The sequence below is a fragment of the Ruminococcus sp. Marseille-P328 genome, from assembly GCF_964249465.1.
Taxonomy (GTDB): Bacteria; Bacillota; Clostridia; order Lachnospirales; family Lachnospiraceae; genus Blautia_A; species Blautia_A faecis.
Genome location: NZ_CAXUBQ010000006.1, coordinates 86,007 through 103,585 on the forward strand (window position 1 = coordinate 86,007; position 17,579 = coordinate 103,585).

The following is a 17,579-nucleotide window of genomic DNA, read 5'->3' on the forward strand; positions in this document are numbered from 1 at the left end:
AAATTCTTGGAAAAGCTTTCCAGTGAACAGTCAGAAACATCCGACAGAGTTCTGGAATTTGATTTATCAGCAGAGTTAAGGCATGGAATCGCAGTGAGTAATCTGGCGTACGCGTTAAGTAAGGAGCTTGGACTTCCTCATGAGCAGTGTTACGATCTTGCAATTGCAGGAATGCTTCACGACATAGGAAAGCTGAAACTGAGAAGCTATATCAACGGGCAGGAAAGTAATCCCATGGTAATTGAGGAATTGAAATATGTCCGCATGCATTCTACACTTGGCTATGAGGAACTGAAAGACCAGGGCTATTCGGATTTTGTTCTTGAGAGTATTCTTTATCATCATGAAAATTACGATGGAAGCGGTTATCCGTCCAATCTGGCAGGGAAGGAGATTCCCATTGGTGCCCGGATTCTTCGTGTATGCGATGTATTCTGTGCATTGAGTCAGGAGCGGTCTTACCGCAAGGCTTTTGATAAGCATACTGTGATGGAATTGATGATAGATGAAATAAAAAACTTTGATCTGGAAGTATTTCTTGCATTTCAAAGAGTAGTACACGCCAGCCAGGCTGGTAAATAAGGAGGACACATGGCATTAAAGAAGAAGCCGGTTACCGGCATGAAAGATATTTTACCAAAGGAGATGGAAGTCCGTAACTACGTTACAGGACTGATCCGTGAGACATATGGTTCCTTTGGATTTACTTCAATTGAGACTCCGGGAGTGGAGCACATTGAGAACCTGTGCAGCAAACAGGGCGGTGATAACGAGAAGCTGATTTTCAAAATCTTAAAAAGAGGTGAGAAGCTGAAACTTGACCAGGCAAAAGAAGAAGCTGATCTTGTGGATTCAGGTCTTCGCTATGATCTGACAGTACCTCTTTCCAGATATTATTCAAATAACTCTAATGAACTGCCTGGACCATTTAAGGCACTTCAGATGGGATATGTATGGAGAGCTGATCGTCCGCAGAGAGGACGTTTCCGTCAGTTTATGCAGTGTGACATTGACATTTTAGGTGAGCCTACTTATATGGCAGAAATCGAGCTGGTACTTGCGACTACTACACTTCTTGGCAAGCTTGACTTCCATAATTTCACTATCCGTATCAATGACCGCCGTATTCTGAAGGCTATGGCTGAGTATAGCGGATTTCCGAAGGAAAGCTTTGATACTGTATTTATCATTCTTGACAAAATGGATAAGATTGGTCTTGAGGGCGTAGCGAAAGAACTGGAAGAGGAAGGCTTTGCAAAAGAAAGCATTGATACTTATCTTGCGATGTTTAAAGAAATCAGCTCAGATATCCAGGGCGTAAGATATTGCAAGGAGAAACTGGCAGATGTTCTTGATGAACAGATCGCAGCAGATCTCGAGACGATCATTTCCACTGTGGAAGCTGTGAAGACTGCTGACTTTAAGATGGCATTTGATCCTACACTGGTTCGCGGCATGTCTTATTACACCGGTCCGATCTTCGAAATTTCCATGGATGAGTTTGGCGGCAGCGTTGGCGGCGGCGGACGTTATGATGAGATGATTGGTAAATTTACAGGAAACAATACAAGTGCATGCGGATTTTCTATTGGATTTGAGCGTATTGTTATGCTCCTTCTTGAAAGAGGATATCAGATTCCTACAGCAAAGACTAAGAAGGCATATCTTATTGAGAAAAATATGCCGTCAGACAAGCTGATTGAGATTTTCCGTCAGGCAGAAGAAGAGAGAAAGACCGGAGTTCAAGTCAATATCTCTATTATGAAGAAGAATAAGAAATTCCAGAAAGACCAGATGACAGCTGAAGGCTATACGGAATTTGTGGAATTCTTTAAACGCTGATAAAGAGATTTAACGTGTTGTTTTTGAAAAACAGCCGTCAATGATATTTTATGGATTATTTAAAGCAATACAGCTGAATGGTTCATAATCTGAGAAAGCTGGGGGAAACCCCATAGAATAAGGAGGCGCCTTAAAATGGCTGAGAGTATGCAGGGACTGCACAGAACCTGTCGATGTGCAGAAGTGACCACACAGATGGTAAGCAGCGAAGTAACACTTATGGGATGGGTTCAGAAAGCAAGAGATAAAGGAGGAATCATTTTCGTAGATTTACGTGACCGCAGTGGTATTATGCAGCTGATCTTTGAAAATGGTTCCATTGATGAGGAAGGCTTTGCCAAAGCCGGCAAGCTGAGAAGTGAGTTTGTGATCGCAGTTACCGGAACCGTTGAGAAACGTGGTGGTGCAGTAAATGAGAATCTTGCAACAGGTGAGATCGAAGTGAGAGCAAAATCTCTCCGTGTTCTTTCCGAGGCAGAAGTTCCGCCATTCCCGGTTGAGGAGAACAGCAAAACAAAAGAGGATGTACGTCTGAAATACCGTTACCTTGACTTAAGACGTCCGGATCTCCAGAGAAACCTGATCCTGAAGAGCCGTGTAATGCAGCTGACAAGATCCTTCTTTACAAACGAGGGATTCCTGGAGATTGAGACTCCTATGCTTGGAAAGAGTACTCCTGAAGGTGCAAGAGATTATCTGGTGCCATCCCGTGTACATCCTGGCTGCTTCTATGGTCTGCCGCAGTCACCGCAGCTGTACAAACAGCTTCTGATGTGTTCCGGATATGACAGATACATCCAGATTGCAAGATGCTTCCGTGATGAGGATCTTCGTGCTGACCGTCAGCCGGAGTTCACACAGATCGATATGGAGCTTTCTTTCGTAGATGTAGATGATGTAATCGATGTAAATGAGAGATATCTTTCCTACCTGTTCAAAGAGGTTCTTGGTATCGATGTGAAACTTCCAATCGAGAGAATCACATGGCAGGAAGCAATGGATCGTTTCGGTTCTGATAAACCGGATATGAGATTTGGCATGGAGCTTCATGATGTAAGCGATATTGTGAAGAACTGTGGATTCTCCGTATTTACAGGTGCTCTTGAAGCTGGTGGAAGCGTTCGTGGTATCAACGCAGAAGGCCAGGGCAGCATGCCTCGTAAGAAAATTGATAAGTTAGTAGAGTTTGCCAAGGGATATGGTGCAAAAGGTCTTGCATACATTGCAATCGCAGAAGATGGCACCAGAAAGTCTTCCTTTGCCAAGTTTATGACAGATGAGGAGATGGATGCTCTTGTAGCTGCTATGGACGGTAAAGCAGGTGACCTGCTTCTGTTTGCAGCGGATAAGAAGAAACTGGTTTATGATGTTCTTGGCGCACTTCGTCTGGAGCTTGCAAAACAGATGGATCTTCTTGACAAGAACGAATACCGCTTCGTATGGGTAACGGAGTTCCCGCTTCTTGAGTGGAGCGAGGAAGAAAACCGTTTCACAGCTATGCACCATCCATTTACAATGCCGATGGATGAGGATATCCCGCTTCTCGACACAGATCCGGGCGCTGTTCGTGCGAAGGCTTACGATATTGTACTGAATGGTAACGAGATCGGCGGCGGCAGTGTTCGTATCCATCAGGATGATATTCAGGAGAGAATGTTTAAAGAGCTTGGATTTACCCCGGAAGCTGCCCATGAGCAGTTCGGATTCCTTCTGGATGCATTCAAATACGGAGTTCCGCCTCACGCCGGACTGGCTTATGGTCTTGACCGTCTGGTTATGCTCATTGCCAAGGTTGACAGTATTCGTGACGTAATTGCATTCCCGAAGGTAAAAGATGCATCCTGTCTGATGACTCAGGCACCGCAGCGCGTAAGCGAAGCACAGCTGGACGAGCTGGGACTTGAAGTTGAGAAAGAAGCTGCTCCAGAGACTGAGGAATAAGAAAAGAAATACAACAAGAGATAACTTAGTTTATAACTTGGAATAAGCTGACTGAAAAATCCTGCCTGCAAAAATGGGTGGGATTTTTCTTATGGAAGAATGTTGTCACGCTCTGGCAGGCATGGACTTTGGGTTCGCTGTCAGCACAAATAAAAACGCCCCTGCACAAGTTTGCAGAGGCGTAAATTTTAACTATATCATCCGTTGGTTTCCTGCTTGTCTTCTACCGGGCTGGAACTTAAAGTTCCAAACAATGCCTGTCCGAACACAGTTCCTGCGTCTTCCAGTTTCCAGGAAGCACCGTCGTTGATCAGTGTGAAAGTCGTTTCCACTGTTTTAGTAGCTGTATTTTCTTCAATATATTCAAGAAGCAGACTGTAGGACTTTTCATATCGTTTTTGAGCACCGTCGATAACAGCATCCACAGAGGCAAGATAGGTATCCAGCTCCTTCTGATAATTTTCCAGAATAGCATCGCTGTCAAAGGTGGTAATATTGGCTGTAACTGTGGCTGTATAGCCGGAAACAGTGGTTTCCCCAATAGAATAATCAAAGGTGGAGTGAACCTGTTTTACCAGTGCTTCTGCCAGACTGATCTTTGCAGGATCTTCTGTGCTGATAATGGAATCTGCATTTAAATAATTGCCCAGTTCCTCTGTTGACATATTTTTCAGGGTATTCAGATAAACTAAGATTGTGTCTTCCGGTGATAAAATATCCGGGTCTGTGAGATTGTTCATAAGACCGCCGACAAGGTCGTTTTCCAGTGTATTGGTGCGCCGGATCTCCCAACTGGTTTCGCCGTCTTTATCTGAGGCGTCTAAGGAGATGGTGCAGTTACGCTCCACAGTCTGATAGTCATTACTCTTAAGCAGTTCATCCAGAAGCATGTAGCGTTCTTCAAGGGAAATAGTCTGTTCTGTGGCTTCCTCAGAAGAAGCGGACTGGGAAATTTCATGCTTCAGCTGCGCCTTGGAAAAATCCTCAGCAAGCGCATGGGCATCCAGAGTGACCAGCCTGAGATTCGCCTGTGCGGATTGTCTGTCCTTGTCTACGTTAACATCCAGAATTTTATAGTCAAAATCCTGGAAAAAGAGAGAAAAGACTTCTTCAATATCAGAAGAAATAGCGATATCTTCGGGTTCACCGGGGAAAAGCTCCTGGTAGGAGATGTATTTCTGTGTGGTAATGGAATCCAGATTCTTTAGCTGATCCAGTTCCTGCTTTACTGCGTCCTCGATTTTTTTCTCCTCTTTGCCGGTACAGCCGCACAGTGAAAAAGTGCAGAGAAGCAAAAGAAGAGGAAGCAGAAATCTGACTGACTTCATACAGGGTTCTTTCCTTTCAAATTATTACGTAAAATGTTTATAAAACTTTTTTATTATACCATTTTTTTTCATAAAAGTCAAAAATGCCTAAAATTTAGACGATATTTCTAAAAAAAAAGTGAATAAATTGTGAAAAATGCATTATCAGCTTAGAACACTTTTCTTTTGAGGCTGAATCTGTTATTATAAACAGGGTAAATGCAGATGACAGATGTGGAAATATATCTGTTATAATTGCAAAAGATATTGAAAAACCATTGAGTTATCGTATAGGAGGTAACCATGAAGAAAAAAGGTTTTGTCATCGGAGGGCTGATTATTCTTGCTGGAGCAGCTGGTGCCGGTGGCTGGTATTACTATAAAGAAAATTATGGGGATTCTGCAGCGGCTTCTGGTGAAGTTGCATATGTGACTAAGATCAGCACTCTTCTTGGAGAAGATTCCGGAGTGCTGAACCGGTTCGCAGGCGTGGTAGAACCTCAGGAGACGGTAAAGGTAAATATTGAGAACAATCGGACTGTTACCGAAGTAAAGGTGAAGGTTGGAGATGAGGTAAAGAAGGGACAGTTGCTTTTTGAATACGACCTGAGCAGTATCCAGGACAGCCTGAAGGAAGCGCAGCTGGCTCTTGACCGGTTGAAGAATGAAGCCCTCAGCCTTAATCAACAAATTTCCACTCTTGAGAAAGAGAAAAAGAAAGCCAATAAGAACAGCCAGCTTTCTTATACCATTGAGATTGAGACGAATAAGATGAATCTGAAGAAGAACGAATATGACCAGGTGAGCAAGCAGGCAGAGATTGATAAGCTGCAGGCAGCTACCACCAATACAGAAGTACGAAGCGAAATCGACGGAGTCATCCAGAAAATTGATACCAGTAAGCTGGGAAGCGATGATGGAGATACTCTGGATGACAGCATGGGAGCTGATTCCGGAAGTGATTCTTCTGATAATTCTTTTATCACTATTCTCAGTACAGGTGCTTACCGTATTAAGGGGCAGGTAAATGAGCAGAACCGTAATACGGTTGTTCCAGGCTCAGCAGTTATTGTGCGTTCCAGAGTTGATGAGAATCAGATCTGGCATGGAACTATGGGGGCTGTGGACGAGCAGAATTCTACGAACAGCAGTAGCAGTAATTCCTATTTTGGAATGTCCAGCGGTGATGATACTACAAGTTCCAGTACCTATCCTTTCTATGTGACACTGGATTCCTCAGAGGGGTTAATGCTGGGTCAGCATGTATACATAGAGATGGACGAAGGACAGGAAGACCAGAAGACAGGCATCTGGCTGGGAGACTACTATATTGTAGATGCAGATACAGAAAACCCATATGTGTGGGCTGTAGATTCCAAGGGAAGGCTGGAGAAGCGCTCCGTTGTTCTTGGACAGCATGATGATGATCTTTCAGAATATGAGATCGCAGATGGCCTTAAAGAAGATGACAGTATTGCGTTCCCATCAGACAGCCTGGCAGAGGGAATGCGGACAAAGGACGTATCTGAGATGACAGATGAGGATCTGGAGGCTGTTGATATGGAAAGTAACCTGGATGGCAGTGAGTACTCAGACGGGGATACCATGGAGCCTATGGATGGAGACTATTCCAGTGCGGACTTTGAGACAGGTGTTTCTGATGAAAGCATGGATGCAGCCATTGATGGTGATTATACAGACTTTTCAGAAGATTCCTCAGATGAAGATTTTACAGAGGATGATTCAGAAGATTTTACTGATGAGAGCATTGATGAGCCTGGACAGTATGGTTCTGGTGATACGGAGGCCGCAGGATGATACTTGAACTGAAGGGGATTTATAAAGATTACCAGCAGGGAAAAATGATTGTCCCCGTATTGAAGGACGTAAACTTTTCCATGGAAGAGGGCGAATATGTAGCCATTATGGGACCTTCCGGTTCTGGTAAATCTACATTGATGAATATAATCGGTTGTCTGGATCAGGCAACCAAGGGAACTTTTTTCCTGGATGGGCAGGACATCAGCAAATGTTCTGAGAATGAGATGTCAGATATCCGTCTGAACAAGATTGGATTTGTATTTCAGAGTTTTCATCTTCTTCCGAGGCAGTCTGCTATTTCCAATGTGGAAATGCCGCTGAACTATGCTCATGTGCCGAAGAAGGAGCGACGCGAGCGCGCTTTTGCCGCACTTGACCGGGTGGGGCTTGCAGACCGTGTGGATTTCAGACCCAATCAGCTCTCAGGGGGACAGATGCAGCGAGTTGCCATAGCCCGTGCCATTGTAAATAATCCAAGACTTCTTCTGGCTGATGAGCCTACCGGTGCACTGGACAGTAAGTCTGGCAGACAGGTTATGGAGCTTTTCCAGAAGCTGAATGATGAAGGTGTTTCTGTTCTTATGATCACTCATGATCCGGATATTGCAGCACATGCCAAGCGGGTAGTTATGATCCGTGACGGTGAGCTTCAGGAAAAGAGGTGATCCTATGGGAAAAGCGAAGAAAATTATAATAGGTGTGGTAGTCACAGCCCTTGTAGGAACCGGTATTGGCGGCGGACTGATGTATGTACGGAAAGGAAGCCAGAAGGAAGTGCTGGTGGCAAGCGTCAGTGATCTGGCAGGTGAGAGATATGATTCCGATGCTACATTGAGTGGAACTGTATATGCCAATGCAACACAGAGGATTTCCGTAGAGAAAGACATGATAATCCAGGAAGTTTATGTGAGCAAAGGGGATGAGGTAAAGCCGGGAGACAAGCTGATATCCTTTGATATGACTCTTGTGGAAATGGAACTGAATATTGCCAAGCTGAAGCTTCAGAAGCAGCAGCAGGATCTTGCTGCTGCAAAGAAAAGACTTGCCAGCCTGCAAAATGGCGGACCGATTCTTGATTCCGATTCTTCCTCCGCAGACAATCTGATTGATTCAGGAAAGGATTCTACAGAAGATGACAGCTCAGATTCTATGGGAGATGATGAACTGTCTTCCGCAGTAACTGCTTCTGATCATTATCTGGCAGCTGTTTTGCAGCCAATGCTTCTGGCTGCTGTGACAGATGGATTTGCAGACGCTCAGGCAGTTGGAAATGGGGAAATTACTTCTGCAGATACCCAGGAAACGGGAAGCGGAGATATTGGTTCTGCAGATGAAATGACAAGCGGTGACACAGGAGATATTTCTGTTGATACAGAAGCTGATTCCGGAGATGATTCTGAAGATGATTCAGAGGATAGTACCGGCGATCCGGGTACTGCTTCCGGATTTTATGATGAACCTTCCAGTGATGGTTTTAGCAGTGATATTTCAGACACGAATCAGGGAGGATTTTCAGATGGAAGCAATTCTGGTTCCGCACAGAATAATGCTACCGTTGGAAATGACGGATTTGTAGATGGAGAGGAACCTTTTTACCTGACTCTGGATTATGATACAGAACCTTATCAGGGAACAGGAACCGAAGAAGATCCTTATCTGTATCTTTGTTCCAGTGCAAAAGGCAAGGTTAATGTAACCGGGGCTTTTCTGAATAAGATGGCTGGCTATAATGCTGACGGAACCATTCTTCTTCATCCGGGCGGATACTGGTATCTGCTGGAATTCCATAAGAAGGATACCATTGCTGATTATACCAACAGAAAAGGATCCTGTACCGGATACTATCTGGTCGATGGAAATATGCTCAGCAATCCGGTTGACCGTTTTGCAGAAATGGATTTTACCCTTGACGGGGCTATGCAGTATGATAATGGAGATGACGAGCCGGATATTCCTGGTGATGGAGGCAGTGGTGGCGGAAGCTCTTCCCTGTCCCGTTCTGAGGCCATTAAGATCCAGAAGAACCGGATTGCCAGTCTGGAACTGGATGTGCAGGAGAGTGAGATCAGTATCAGTAAGCTTCAGAAGAAAGCTGCCAGACAGCTGATCACCAGTAAGCTGGATGGTATTGTAACCACTGTGGGAGATGCAGCTACAGGTACCAATTCAGAATCTGATTCCTTTATGATCGTTAAGAGCAAAGACGGCTATTACGTACAGGGAACTGTAGGGGAACTTATGCTTGACCAGGTGAAGGAAGGCACAATTTTGAACTGTAATTCTTATGGTGAGAATGGATATATGAATTTTGAGGCTGAGGTGATCCAGGTTTCTGATTATGCAGTTGATGGAGACAGCTCCTATTATTACTATGGAGACAGCAATCCAAATGTTTCTTCTTATAATTTTACTGCCAAGATCACAGATGACACCGTGCAGGTAAGTGTTGGAGACTGGGTGGATATCCAGCTGGAACAGCAGGCGCAGAGTACTGACGGCATTGTTCTTTCCAAGGCTTTTGTCCGTACGGAAGACGGCGTAAGCTATGTGTACAAGGATGACAATGGTGTGCTGAAGAAACAGATCGTTAAGGTAAAAGAGAATGTAAACGGTGGTGCTTATGTATTGGTAAGCGGCGGCTTGTCCATGGATGACAAGATTGCATTCCCTTATTCGAAATCCATTAAAGAAGGTATGAAGACAAAGGAAGGATCGCTGGATACGTTTATGGGATATGATTCCACATCATATGGCGGTCTTGGTTAAGGAGGGATTTCATGTTTGAAAATATACGTCTGGCATTCCAGGGAATCTGGTCACACAAGATGAGATCTTTCCTTACAATGCTGGGTATTATTATCGGTATTGCATCTATTATTGCCATTGTTTCCACGATTAAGGGAACGAGTGAGCAGATTAAGGATAACCTGATCGGTTCTGGAAATAACACGGTAAATGTAACTTTGTCACAGGGTGACAGTGCTTACAGTGTGGATTATTATGATGGCAGTTCTTCCGGCTCTACACCGATCCTCAGTCAGAGCCTGAAGGATGAAGTGTTAAAAACAGACCATGTGGAGAATGCAACATTTTTTTACAGCAGAACAGACTACAACAGCAGTGTTTACTATGAGAACAGCAGTTTTTCCGGTGGTAAGGTCTATGGCATTGATACCAATTATCTGAATACCTGCGGTTATCAGGTTCGTTCCGGAAGGGGATTTGTACAGGCTGACTATGATAATTTCCGCAAGGTGGCACTGGTGGACAGCTATGCTGCTGATACCATGTTTCCGGGAGCGAATCCGGTGGGAAAAATCATTGAGATCGGTTCTGAACCCTATACAGTTGTAGGAGTTGTACGCCAGTCGGCTGACAGCCTGCCCAACATGGATACACCGAGTGATTTCAACAGCTATTATGAAAATGTAATTGGAACCGTAATGATTCCAAATAAATGCTGGCCGATTTCTTACAAATTTGATGAGCCTGAGAATGCGATCGTCAAAGTAGACAGCACGGACAACATGAGTGAAACAGGTTCAGCTGTGGCGAAAATCCTGAATAAATCTATCAGCAGCACTGGCAGTGGAAGCAGCGGCTTCAAGTATAAAGCAGATGATGTTATGCAGCGGGTAAAGGATCTTCAGGATTTAAGTGAGAGCACCAACTCCCAGCTGATCTGGATCGCAAGTATTTCTCTTCTGGTTGGAGGTATTGGTGTTATGAATATCATGCTGGTATCTGTAACCGAGCGTACCAAGGAGATTGGTCTGAAGAAGGCAATTGGTGCCAGAAAGAAGGTGATTCTGGGACAGTTCCTGACGGAGGCAGCAGTACTTACCAGTGTTGGAGGTATTATCGGAGTTGTTCTTGGAATCGGACTTTCAAAAGTAGTATCCAAGGTGGCAGGCTCACCTACAGCCATCAGCGTTCCGGCGATTATAGGCTCTGTAGTATTCTCTATGCTGATCGGTATCATCTTTGGTCTGCTTCCTTCTGTTAAGGCGGCCAACCTGAATCCGATTGATGCACTTAGAAGTGAGTAATGGTTAATATTTTGCAATAAATGTTAATATTGTTATAAAAACGAACGGCTGAAAGCATAAATTAGATGATTTGTGCTAACGGCCGTTCTTTTTATGAGTCAATTCATGTGTCCAAGTATGTTTTTTTGTTATTTGGGTAAAGTGGAGTGTGCAGATTGTGGAAATGCTTTTAGGACAGGCTATAGACAATGTTATGTTTCGTCGGTTATAATTTTGCAAAATATAAGGGGAAACATGATATACTTGTTTAGAGATTACATAGAGATTCCTTTGGTAGGATTATTGCATACCACTGGAAGGAGATTTTTAATATGCAAAAATATAAAAAATGGAAACAAGTTCTGTCTGTTTCTACAGCAGTATGTCTGAGCATTGCGGGAGCGGGAAGCCTGATGGGCTGCGGCAGTACTGACAGAGGGAAGGACAAGGCAGATTCCGTGGAATCCAAAGCAATGGGACGGTATCTGGAGAATGAACTGTCTGTGCCGGAAGGATGTATGGAGATTGTGGATTTGCAGGTTATGAAAGAGGGAAGCCTGAAAATGCTTGCAAGAAACAGTGACTACGAATTGATGCTCTACCAGTCCTCTGACAAGGGCAAGATCTGGGAAGAAGGGAAGAAGGTTGCCGGTTTTTTCGGTGTGGAAGGGGAATCCATTTATAAAGCAGCGCTTGGAAGAGACGGAAGTATTCTGATTGGCGTGTATATAGAATCTGAAGATGAGAACAGCATGGGAAGTATGGAATATTATTATTGTCCCGCTGACGGTGAAGGAAAGAAGGTAGAAATCGGAGAAGCTTTGGATGAAACCATGGCCTGGAGTATAGATATTGGGGAAAATGGCAACCTGTTTTTGCAGATTTCGGGAAATGGAATCTGGGAAATCAATCCTGTTGACGGGGCTGTGGTTCATGAGTATGAGAAAGGAAAATCCACAGATTATATGTGTGTGACTGCAGAGTATCTGATTGTGATTGCAGATGGAGATGTGCATTATTATGATGTGGCTTCCGGCAAGCCGGCAGGTGGAGGCGATGCACTGACTGCGCAGCTGAAAAAGACTCCTGCAAATCTGGAATTTGGAAATTCCTCCGGTACTGCTTTGCTGTTTTTGGATGGTGATGAGAAAAACACCATATTCTATGTGGATCAGACTGGTTTATACCGCTATGCATTTGGCGGCAATGTAATTGAGCAGGTAATTGATGGAAGCCTGAATTCCATAAGCTCTTCGAATAAGGCATTTAACTGTATGGCAATGGATCAGGAAGGCGTGTTTTACATTGGGGAAATTGATTACAGCTCCGGTTTAAATTGCGGAAGGCTGGTTTCTTATAAGTATTCAGCAGATACTCCAACTGTACCGGATACAGAGCTCACCATATATTCCCTGGAAGAGAATTCCGGTATTCGACAGGCTGTTGTTATGTTTCAGAAGAAATATCCGGATATTTATCTCACACTGGAAACCGGAATGTCTGGAAACGATGGTGTAACACGTACAGATGCGTTAAAAACACTGAATACGGAAATTATGGCAGGAAAAGGACCGGATATTTTGATTCTGGACGGAATTTCTTCCGAAACCTATGCAGAACAGGGAATGCTGGAGGATTTAAGTGGAATTCTGAAAGAGGCAGGATTACTGGACAACATAGAAAGTGCTTATACAAAAGAGGATGGAAGTATCTATGAGATGCCAGTGAAATTTGGAATTCCTATGATAGAGGGAAACAAGGAGGATGTGCAGGCAGTGACAGATCTGGCTTCTCTTGCTGATGTGCTCACGAAGCACAAGGATGAATATGGACTGACTTCGGAAAACATCTATAAGCTGCCCTTACTTTATTCCATGTATCCACAGGCACTTCTGGAAAAACTGGCAGATAACAATTCCGCAGCATGGATGAAGGCGGATGGAACTCTGGACGAAGAAAAGATCAAGGAATTTCTGGAACAGTCCGAAAGAATTTATCAGGCTGGAAAGGATGCTATGGATGAATTAAAGGCTGCTTATCCACAGGCTTTTGATGACAGTGAACAGCCAGTATATGAAAGAGCTGGCAGTATTTCGGGAGAAACTGCCGTGCTGCTTTCCCGAAACTGTGAATTTGCTTTAGGTGATATTTTTTCGCCTTTGGATTTTGCATTTGTAAATTCTATGGCAGAGATAGATACTTCCTTGTCCTATGCACTTTGGAATGGGCAGATGGCAAATTGTTTCATTCCGGTCAGCCGAATCGGAATCAGCTCCAGAGCTTCCCAGAAAGCTGCTGCTGAGAAATTCGTGGAATATTTATTTTCTGAGGAAGGACAGATGCTTTCCAGAGAAGATGGGTTCCCTGTAGTGGAAGCTGTTTACAATGGAGAGGACTACTGGAATCAGGGAGAGGCTGGAAACGTGTTAGTTACTGGCGGCAGCAGTAACAGCGAGAACGGTCAGGAATTGGTATACAGTATAAAAGTTCCGTCCGCTGATAAGGTGAATGAATTAAAACAGCTTGGAAAAATGCTTACAACTCCGGTTTTGGATAATACAATCATTACCAGTGCTGTCTGTGAAAACGGAGTGCGTTACCTGAATGGGGAAATCAGCCTTGATGAGGCGGTAAATGCAGTCATGCAGCAGGTGAACCTGTATCTGGCAGAATAGAAGGAGTAAGAGATGTTTAAAAAGCTTCACAGGCAAATGACCATATTTGCATCACTGATCACAAGCGGAATACTGATCCTGATGGCAGTTTCCTGTCTTGTGATCTCCGAGAGGGGACTTACCCATAATACTTACGAAAGATTTTTAAATAATGGAAATTCCTGTGTGGCTTATCTGGAAAATCAGACTGTGCTTTCTCACAAGTGGATACTGGAAGCAAAGCAGGAATACAAGGTGGAATTTCGCATTCGGAATAACGGAAAAAAGCTGTATTTTGATAAACTGGATACAGAAAGCCAAGATCAGGATAAAAAGGGAGATGATCTGAGCTCTGTAGAAAATATGCTGACAGAGGCTGCCAGAATTTCCCGGGAAGAGCAGGGGCTTGATGTGGACTATATGGGAAGCCTCTCTCTTTCCAAAACGGTTTATTTTGAAACTTCAGATTTTTATGCCTGTACAGCCTTGATTCCTAAGGGAAGCGGCGTGTTAAGCCTGGTGCTGATATATCCTCTTGATGGGTTGAAAACACAGATCTTTCATCAAAGAGTCTGGTTTGGAGGTATGGTGTTGCTTGCAGTTCTGGCTTTGGTTACATTTTCCTGGTTTTTTACAGGAAAAATGCTTCGCCCTCTGGAAGAGAATCAAAGGAAACAAACCCAGTTTATTGCTTCGGCATCCCATGAACTGAGATCTCCGCTGGCTGTGATATTGTCAAGTGTACAGGCAATGGAATCTGACTGGGAAAATGCCGGCAGATTTTTGAAAACCATAAAAAGTGAGGGAGACAGGATGTCCCGGCTTATCGGGGATATGATTTCTCTTGCAAATGCGGACAATAAATCCTGGAGTATTATGAAGACAGATTGTGAGCTTGATACCTTGCTTCTGGATACATATGAGAAATACCAGCCTATTCTGCATGGGAAAAAGATTTCCCTGAAAGTAGTTCTGCCAGAGGAGCCTCTTTCTATCTGTAAGTGTGACAGTGCCAGAATCAGTCAGGTACTGGGAATACTTTTGGATAACGGGGCAAGCTATGTGTCGGTCGGTGGCAGGATGGAAATGGGAGTAAAAGAAAATGAAAAATATTTTCAGCTTTATGTACAGGATAATGGTCCGGGAATTTCGGATGAGAATAAGGAGGCTGTATTCCGAAGATTTTACAGGGCTGATCCGGCCAGAAAGGAGAAACAGCATTTTGGACTTGGACTTTGCATTGCCAGGGAAATTGTGACGTTACATAAAGGGAGTATCCGTATTCTGGATACTCCGGGTGGCGGAAGTACATTTGTGATAAGATTACCGAAATAAAATGAGATTTCTGTTTACTGGCAGACCTCCAACTGATAACCTATCCCGCGTATGGTTTTGAGAACCAGTGTGCTTTCCACAGATTTCAGGCGGCGACGGAGAAAATGTATGTAGTTGTCAAGATTTCCTTCTTCTACGTCGGATTCCATGCCCCATACGCGGGAGAGAAGAAGGTTTCTGGGAAGAACCTGACCGGGATTTCGGAGAAATACTTCCAGAAGGGCACTTTCGCGGCCGGAAAGAGTGCATTCTTTTGCACCCTTGGTAAGGCGCCCGCATTCAGGATCAAAAGCAATATCTCCCAGCTTCAGAAGATTTAAGTCACCCCATTTTCCGGGACGGCGCATAATGCTGTGGATTCTTGCAAGAAGCTCTTCAAAGGCGAAGGGCTTTACCATGTAATCATCTGCTCCGCAGTTCAATCCGTTGACTTTGTCCTGTAATTCGCCAAGTGCCGTAAGGAAAATAACAGGGGTTGAGATGTTGGACTGTCTGGCTTCTTTCAAAACCTGGGTTCCATCCATGGAAGGAAGCATGCGGTCCAGAAGTACCAGATCATACATATTTTCCTGCATATAGTAAAGACCTTCCGCACCATCCAGACATATATCTACCGTGAAATTTTCTTTTTCAAGTGCAAGCTTTGTAAGCTGCGCCAGATCTTTGTCATCTTCTATTATTAAGATTCTCATAAGAAACTCCTCTTCTTATAATCTGTTATCCATTATATACGCAAATCTCTAAAATTTCTCTAATTAATTTTAAAGCCTGTTTGAAAACCGGACAAAATCTCCCACAAATTGTGGCGCACATCTTGCAGAAAGCCTTTTTCAAACACGCTTTAGAGAAAGAATAGAGATTTCTTTGCTATTTTTATAATGCTGAATGAAAGATAGAAAAGAGGAAATTTTTTGAAAAGAAAACATGCCCTGAAAGGGATTTTATTTATTCTCCCTAGCTTTGCAGGAGTCTGTGTATTCTGGCTGCTTCCTTATGTGGATGTGATCCGCAGATCTTTTTTGGGAGCTGTAAATGGAGTGTTTACTGGATTTATGAATTATCAGATGATATTTTCCAATCAGGCATTTCTTCTTGCCGGGAAAAATACCTTGCGGTTTTTCGGAATCTGTATTCCGTTACTGGTGGTTTTGTCACTGGCAGCTGCTGTCCTGCTAAATGGACTTGGGAAAAATCAGAAGCAGCTGATGAAAACCGCATTTCTGCTTCCAATGGCCATTCCAGTTGCTTCTGTGGCAATTTTATGGAAAGTACTCTTTAATGGACAGGGGCTTTTGAACCATTTTCTGGAAATGTTGTCGTTGAAAAGTATAGACTGGTTGAATACAAAGGCTACCTTCTGGGTGCTGGTGATCAGTTATATTTGGCGAAATTTAGGGTATGACATTGTACTGTGGCTGGCAGGCCTTTCCACAATTCCGGAATCTCTTTATGAGGCAGCAAAGGTGGATGGAGCAGGTGCCTGGAAATGCTTTACCAGGATTACCTGTCCCAATCTTTTACCCTCTCTTTTTACCATTGTAGTTCTGTCGCTGCTGAACGGCTTTAAAGTATTCCGGGAGGCTTATCTGGTCGCAGGAGATTATCCACAGGAGAACATGTATCTTCTGCAGCATCTGTTCAATAACTGGTACAGAGACCTGGCCATGGATAAGATGGCGGCTGCGGCAGTGGTTACTGGAATTGCGATCATGGTTCTGGTACTTTTACTGCAAAAAGCATGGGAAAGAGAGGATTAAGAAGTGAAAAAGATAACTTGTTTTTTTCTTGTACTTTTAGCTTTGGTCTTTATATTTCCTGTTTTATTTCTGGTAGTTGGTTCTCTTATGGGAAAAAATGAGCTTACAGATCTGCTGTTTCCAGTGCTGCAGGAGGGGGCGAAAGGATATGCTTCCTGGAAGCTGTTTCCGGAATATCCGACTCTGAAACATTATGTGGAAGTATTGCTGGATTCACCGGAATTTTTCGTAATGTTCTGGAACTCGGTGAAGATTACGGTTGGTGCCCTCGCTGGCGGGCTTCTGGTTGGAATGCCTGCTGCATGGGGATTTGCCAAATTTGATTTTCCAGGGAAAAATATATTGTTTACTTTGTATATTGCACTGATGATGATGCCGTTTCAGGTTATGCTTCTTGGCAATTATCTGGTGTTGGATAAAATTGGGCTTCTTGACTCGCTTTTGGGGATTATTTTCCCGGCGGTTTTTTCTACATTCCCCATATTTATTATGTACCGCTTTTTCAAAGGGATTCCTCTGGCGTTTCTGGAAGCGGCAAGACTTGACGGTGCAGGTGAGCTTAAACTGTTTTTTATAGTTGCCATCCCCTTGGGCTCACCTGGCGTCATTTCTGCCATTGTTCTGGGCTTTCTGGAATACTGGAATCTGATCGAACAGCCGATGGCATTTTTGAAAACAAAAGAATTGTGGCCGTTGTCTTTGTACCTGCCTAATATTGAGTTGGAGCAGGCAGGGTTTGCATTTGCGGCTTCTGTGGTGGCGCTGGCCCCGGCAGTTCTGGTATTTTTGTCCGGACAGGACTACCTGGAGCAGGGAATTGTCTCTACGGCGGTAAAAGAATAAAAAGAGAAACAACTGGAAAGTGACGATAAAAAACGACAGTTTGATAAAATA

The 17,579-nt window shown here is 43.8% G+C and carries 14 protein-coding genes; 11 read left to right on the plus strand and 3 right to left on the minus strand.

Annotated features, from left to right (window positions below; all coding sequences use genetic code 11):
* Nucleotides 1–6 precede the first annotated feature (6 nt).
* The 3 genes from ACESTK_RS06065 to aspS all read left to right on the plus strand — a co-directional run bounded on the left by ACESTK_RS06065 (nt 7) and on the right by aspS (nt 3,783).
* Nucleotides 7–582, plus strand: a complete 576-nt coding sequence (locus ACESTK_RS06065; protein WP_118579396.1) for an HD-GYP domain-containing protein — start codon at nt 7–9, stop codon at nt 580–582.
* A gap of 9 nt (nt 583–591) precedes the next feature.
* Nucleotides 592–1,842: a histidine--tRNA ligase gene (hisS, locus tag ACESTK_RS06070; protein WP_118579399.1), complete on the plus strand. Its 1,251-nt coding sequence runs from the start codon at nt 592–594 to the stop codon at nt 1,840–1,842.
* 135 nt (nt 1,843–1,977) lie between these two features.
* A complete protein-coding gene (gene aspS, locus ACESTK_RS06075; protein WP_173770072.1) occupies nt 1,978–3,783 on the plus strand; it encodes an aspartate--tRNA ligase in 1,806 nt (601 codons plus the stop codon).
* A gap of 197 nt (nt 3,784–3,980) precedes the next feature.
* On the opposite strand, the gene ACESTK_RS06080 is transcribed toward aspS, so the two are convergent.
* Nucleotides 3,981–5,111 (minus strand): hypothetical protein, encoded by a 1,131-nt coding sequence (locus ACESTK_RS06080; RefSeq protein ID WP_187566049.1) that lies wholly within the window; start codon nt 5,109–5,111, stop codon nt 3,981–3,983.
* A gap of 282 nt (nt 5,112–5,393) precedes the next feature.
* On the opposite strand from ACESTK_RS06080, the gene ACESTK_RS06085 reads away from it, so the two are divergent.
* The 6 genes from ACESTK_RS06085 (at nt 5,394) to ACESTK_RS06110 (ending at nt 14,928) form a co-directional block, all read left to right on the plus strand.
* Nucleotides 5,394–6,908, plus strand: coding sequence for an efflux RND transporter periplasmic adaptor subunit (locus ACESTK_RS06085; protein WP_187566050.1), 1,515 nt, complete (start codon nt 5,394–5,396; stop codon nt 6,906–6,908).
* Complete coding sequence (locus ACESTK_RS06090; protein WP_148461915.1) at nt 6,905–7,576, plus strand: ABC transporter ATP-binding protein; 672 nt, start codon at nt 6,905–6,907, stop codon at nt 7,574–7,576. The genes ACESTK_RS06085 and ACESTK_RS06090 overlap by 4 nt, the downstream gene beginning before the upstream one ends.
* A gap of 4 nt (nt 7,577–7,580) precedes the next feature.
* On the plus strand, nt 7,581–9,677 hold the full coding sequence (locus ACESTK_RS06095) for an efflux RND transporter periplasmic adaptor subunit (protein ID WP_187566051.1): 2,097 nt from the start codon (nt 7,581–7,583) through the stop codon (nt 9,675–9,677).
* Nucleotides 9,678–9,688: 11 nt separating this feature from the next.
* Entirely contained in the window at nt 9,689–10,960 is a 1,272-nt protein-coding gene (locus ACESTK_RS06100) for an ABC transporter permease (RefSeq protein ID WP_118579414.1), read from the plus strand.
* 311 nt (nt 10,961–11,271) lie between these two features.
* Entirely contained in the window at nt 11,272–13,614 is a 2,343-nt protein-coding gene (locus tag ACESTK_RS06105) for an extracellular solute-binding protein (protein ID WP_373119152.1), read from the plus strand.
* A gap of 12 nt (nt 13,615–13,626) precedes the next feature.
* Complete coding sequence (locus ACESTK_RS06110; protein ID WP_373119153.1) at nt 13,627–14,928, plus strand: sensor histidine kinase; 1,302 nt, start codon at nt 13,627–13,629, stop codon at nt 14,926–14,928.
* 14 nt (nt 14,929–14,942) lie between these two features.
* Here the strand turns inward: ACESTK_RS06110 and ACESTK_RS06115 are convergent, their stop codons facing one another.
* Both ACESTK_RS06115 and ACESTK_RS06120 read right to left on the minus strand, forming a co-directional pair.
* A complete protein-coding gene (locus ACESTK_RS06115; protein ID WP_118579423.1) occupies nt 14,943–15,620 on the minus strand; it encodes a response regulator transcription factor in 678 nt (225 codons plus the stop codon).
* A 25-nt stretch (nt 15,621–15,645) separates the two neighbouring features.
* Complete coding sequence (locus ACESTK_RS06120; RefSeq protein WP_368357298.1) at nt 15,646–15,762, minus strand: DUF6783 domain-containing protein; 117 nt, start codon at nt 15,760–15,762, stop codon at nt 15,646–15,648.
* Nucleotides 15,763–15,839: 77 nt separating this feature from the next.
* Here ACESTK_RS06120 and ACESTK_RS06125 point away from each other — a divergent pair, with 77 nt between their 5' ends.
* Nucleotides 15,840–16,685 (plus strand): carbohydrate ABC transporter permease, encoded by an 846-nt coding sequence (locus ACESTK_RS06125; protein WP_173718311.1) that lies wholly within the window; start codon nt 15,840–15,842, stop codon nt 16,683–16,685.
* A gap of 3 nt (nt 16,686–16,688) precedes the next feature.
* Entirely contained in the window at nt 16,689–17,528 is an 840-nt protein-coding gene (locus ACESTK_RS06130; RefSeq protein ID WP_226854858.1) for a carbohydrate ABC transporter permease, read from the plus strand.
* The last annotated feature ends 51 nt before the right edge of the window (nt 17,529–17,579 follow it).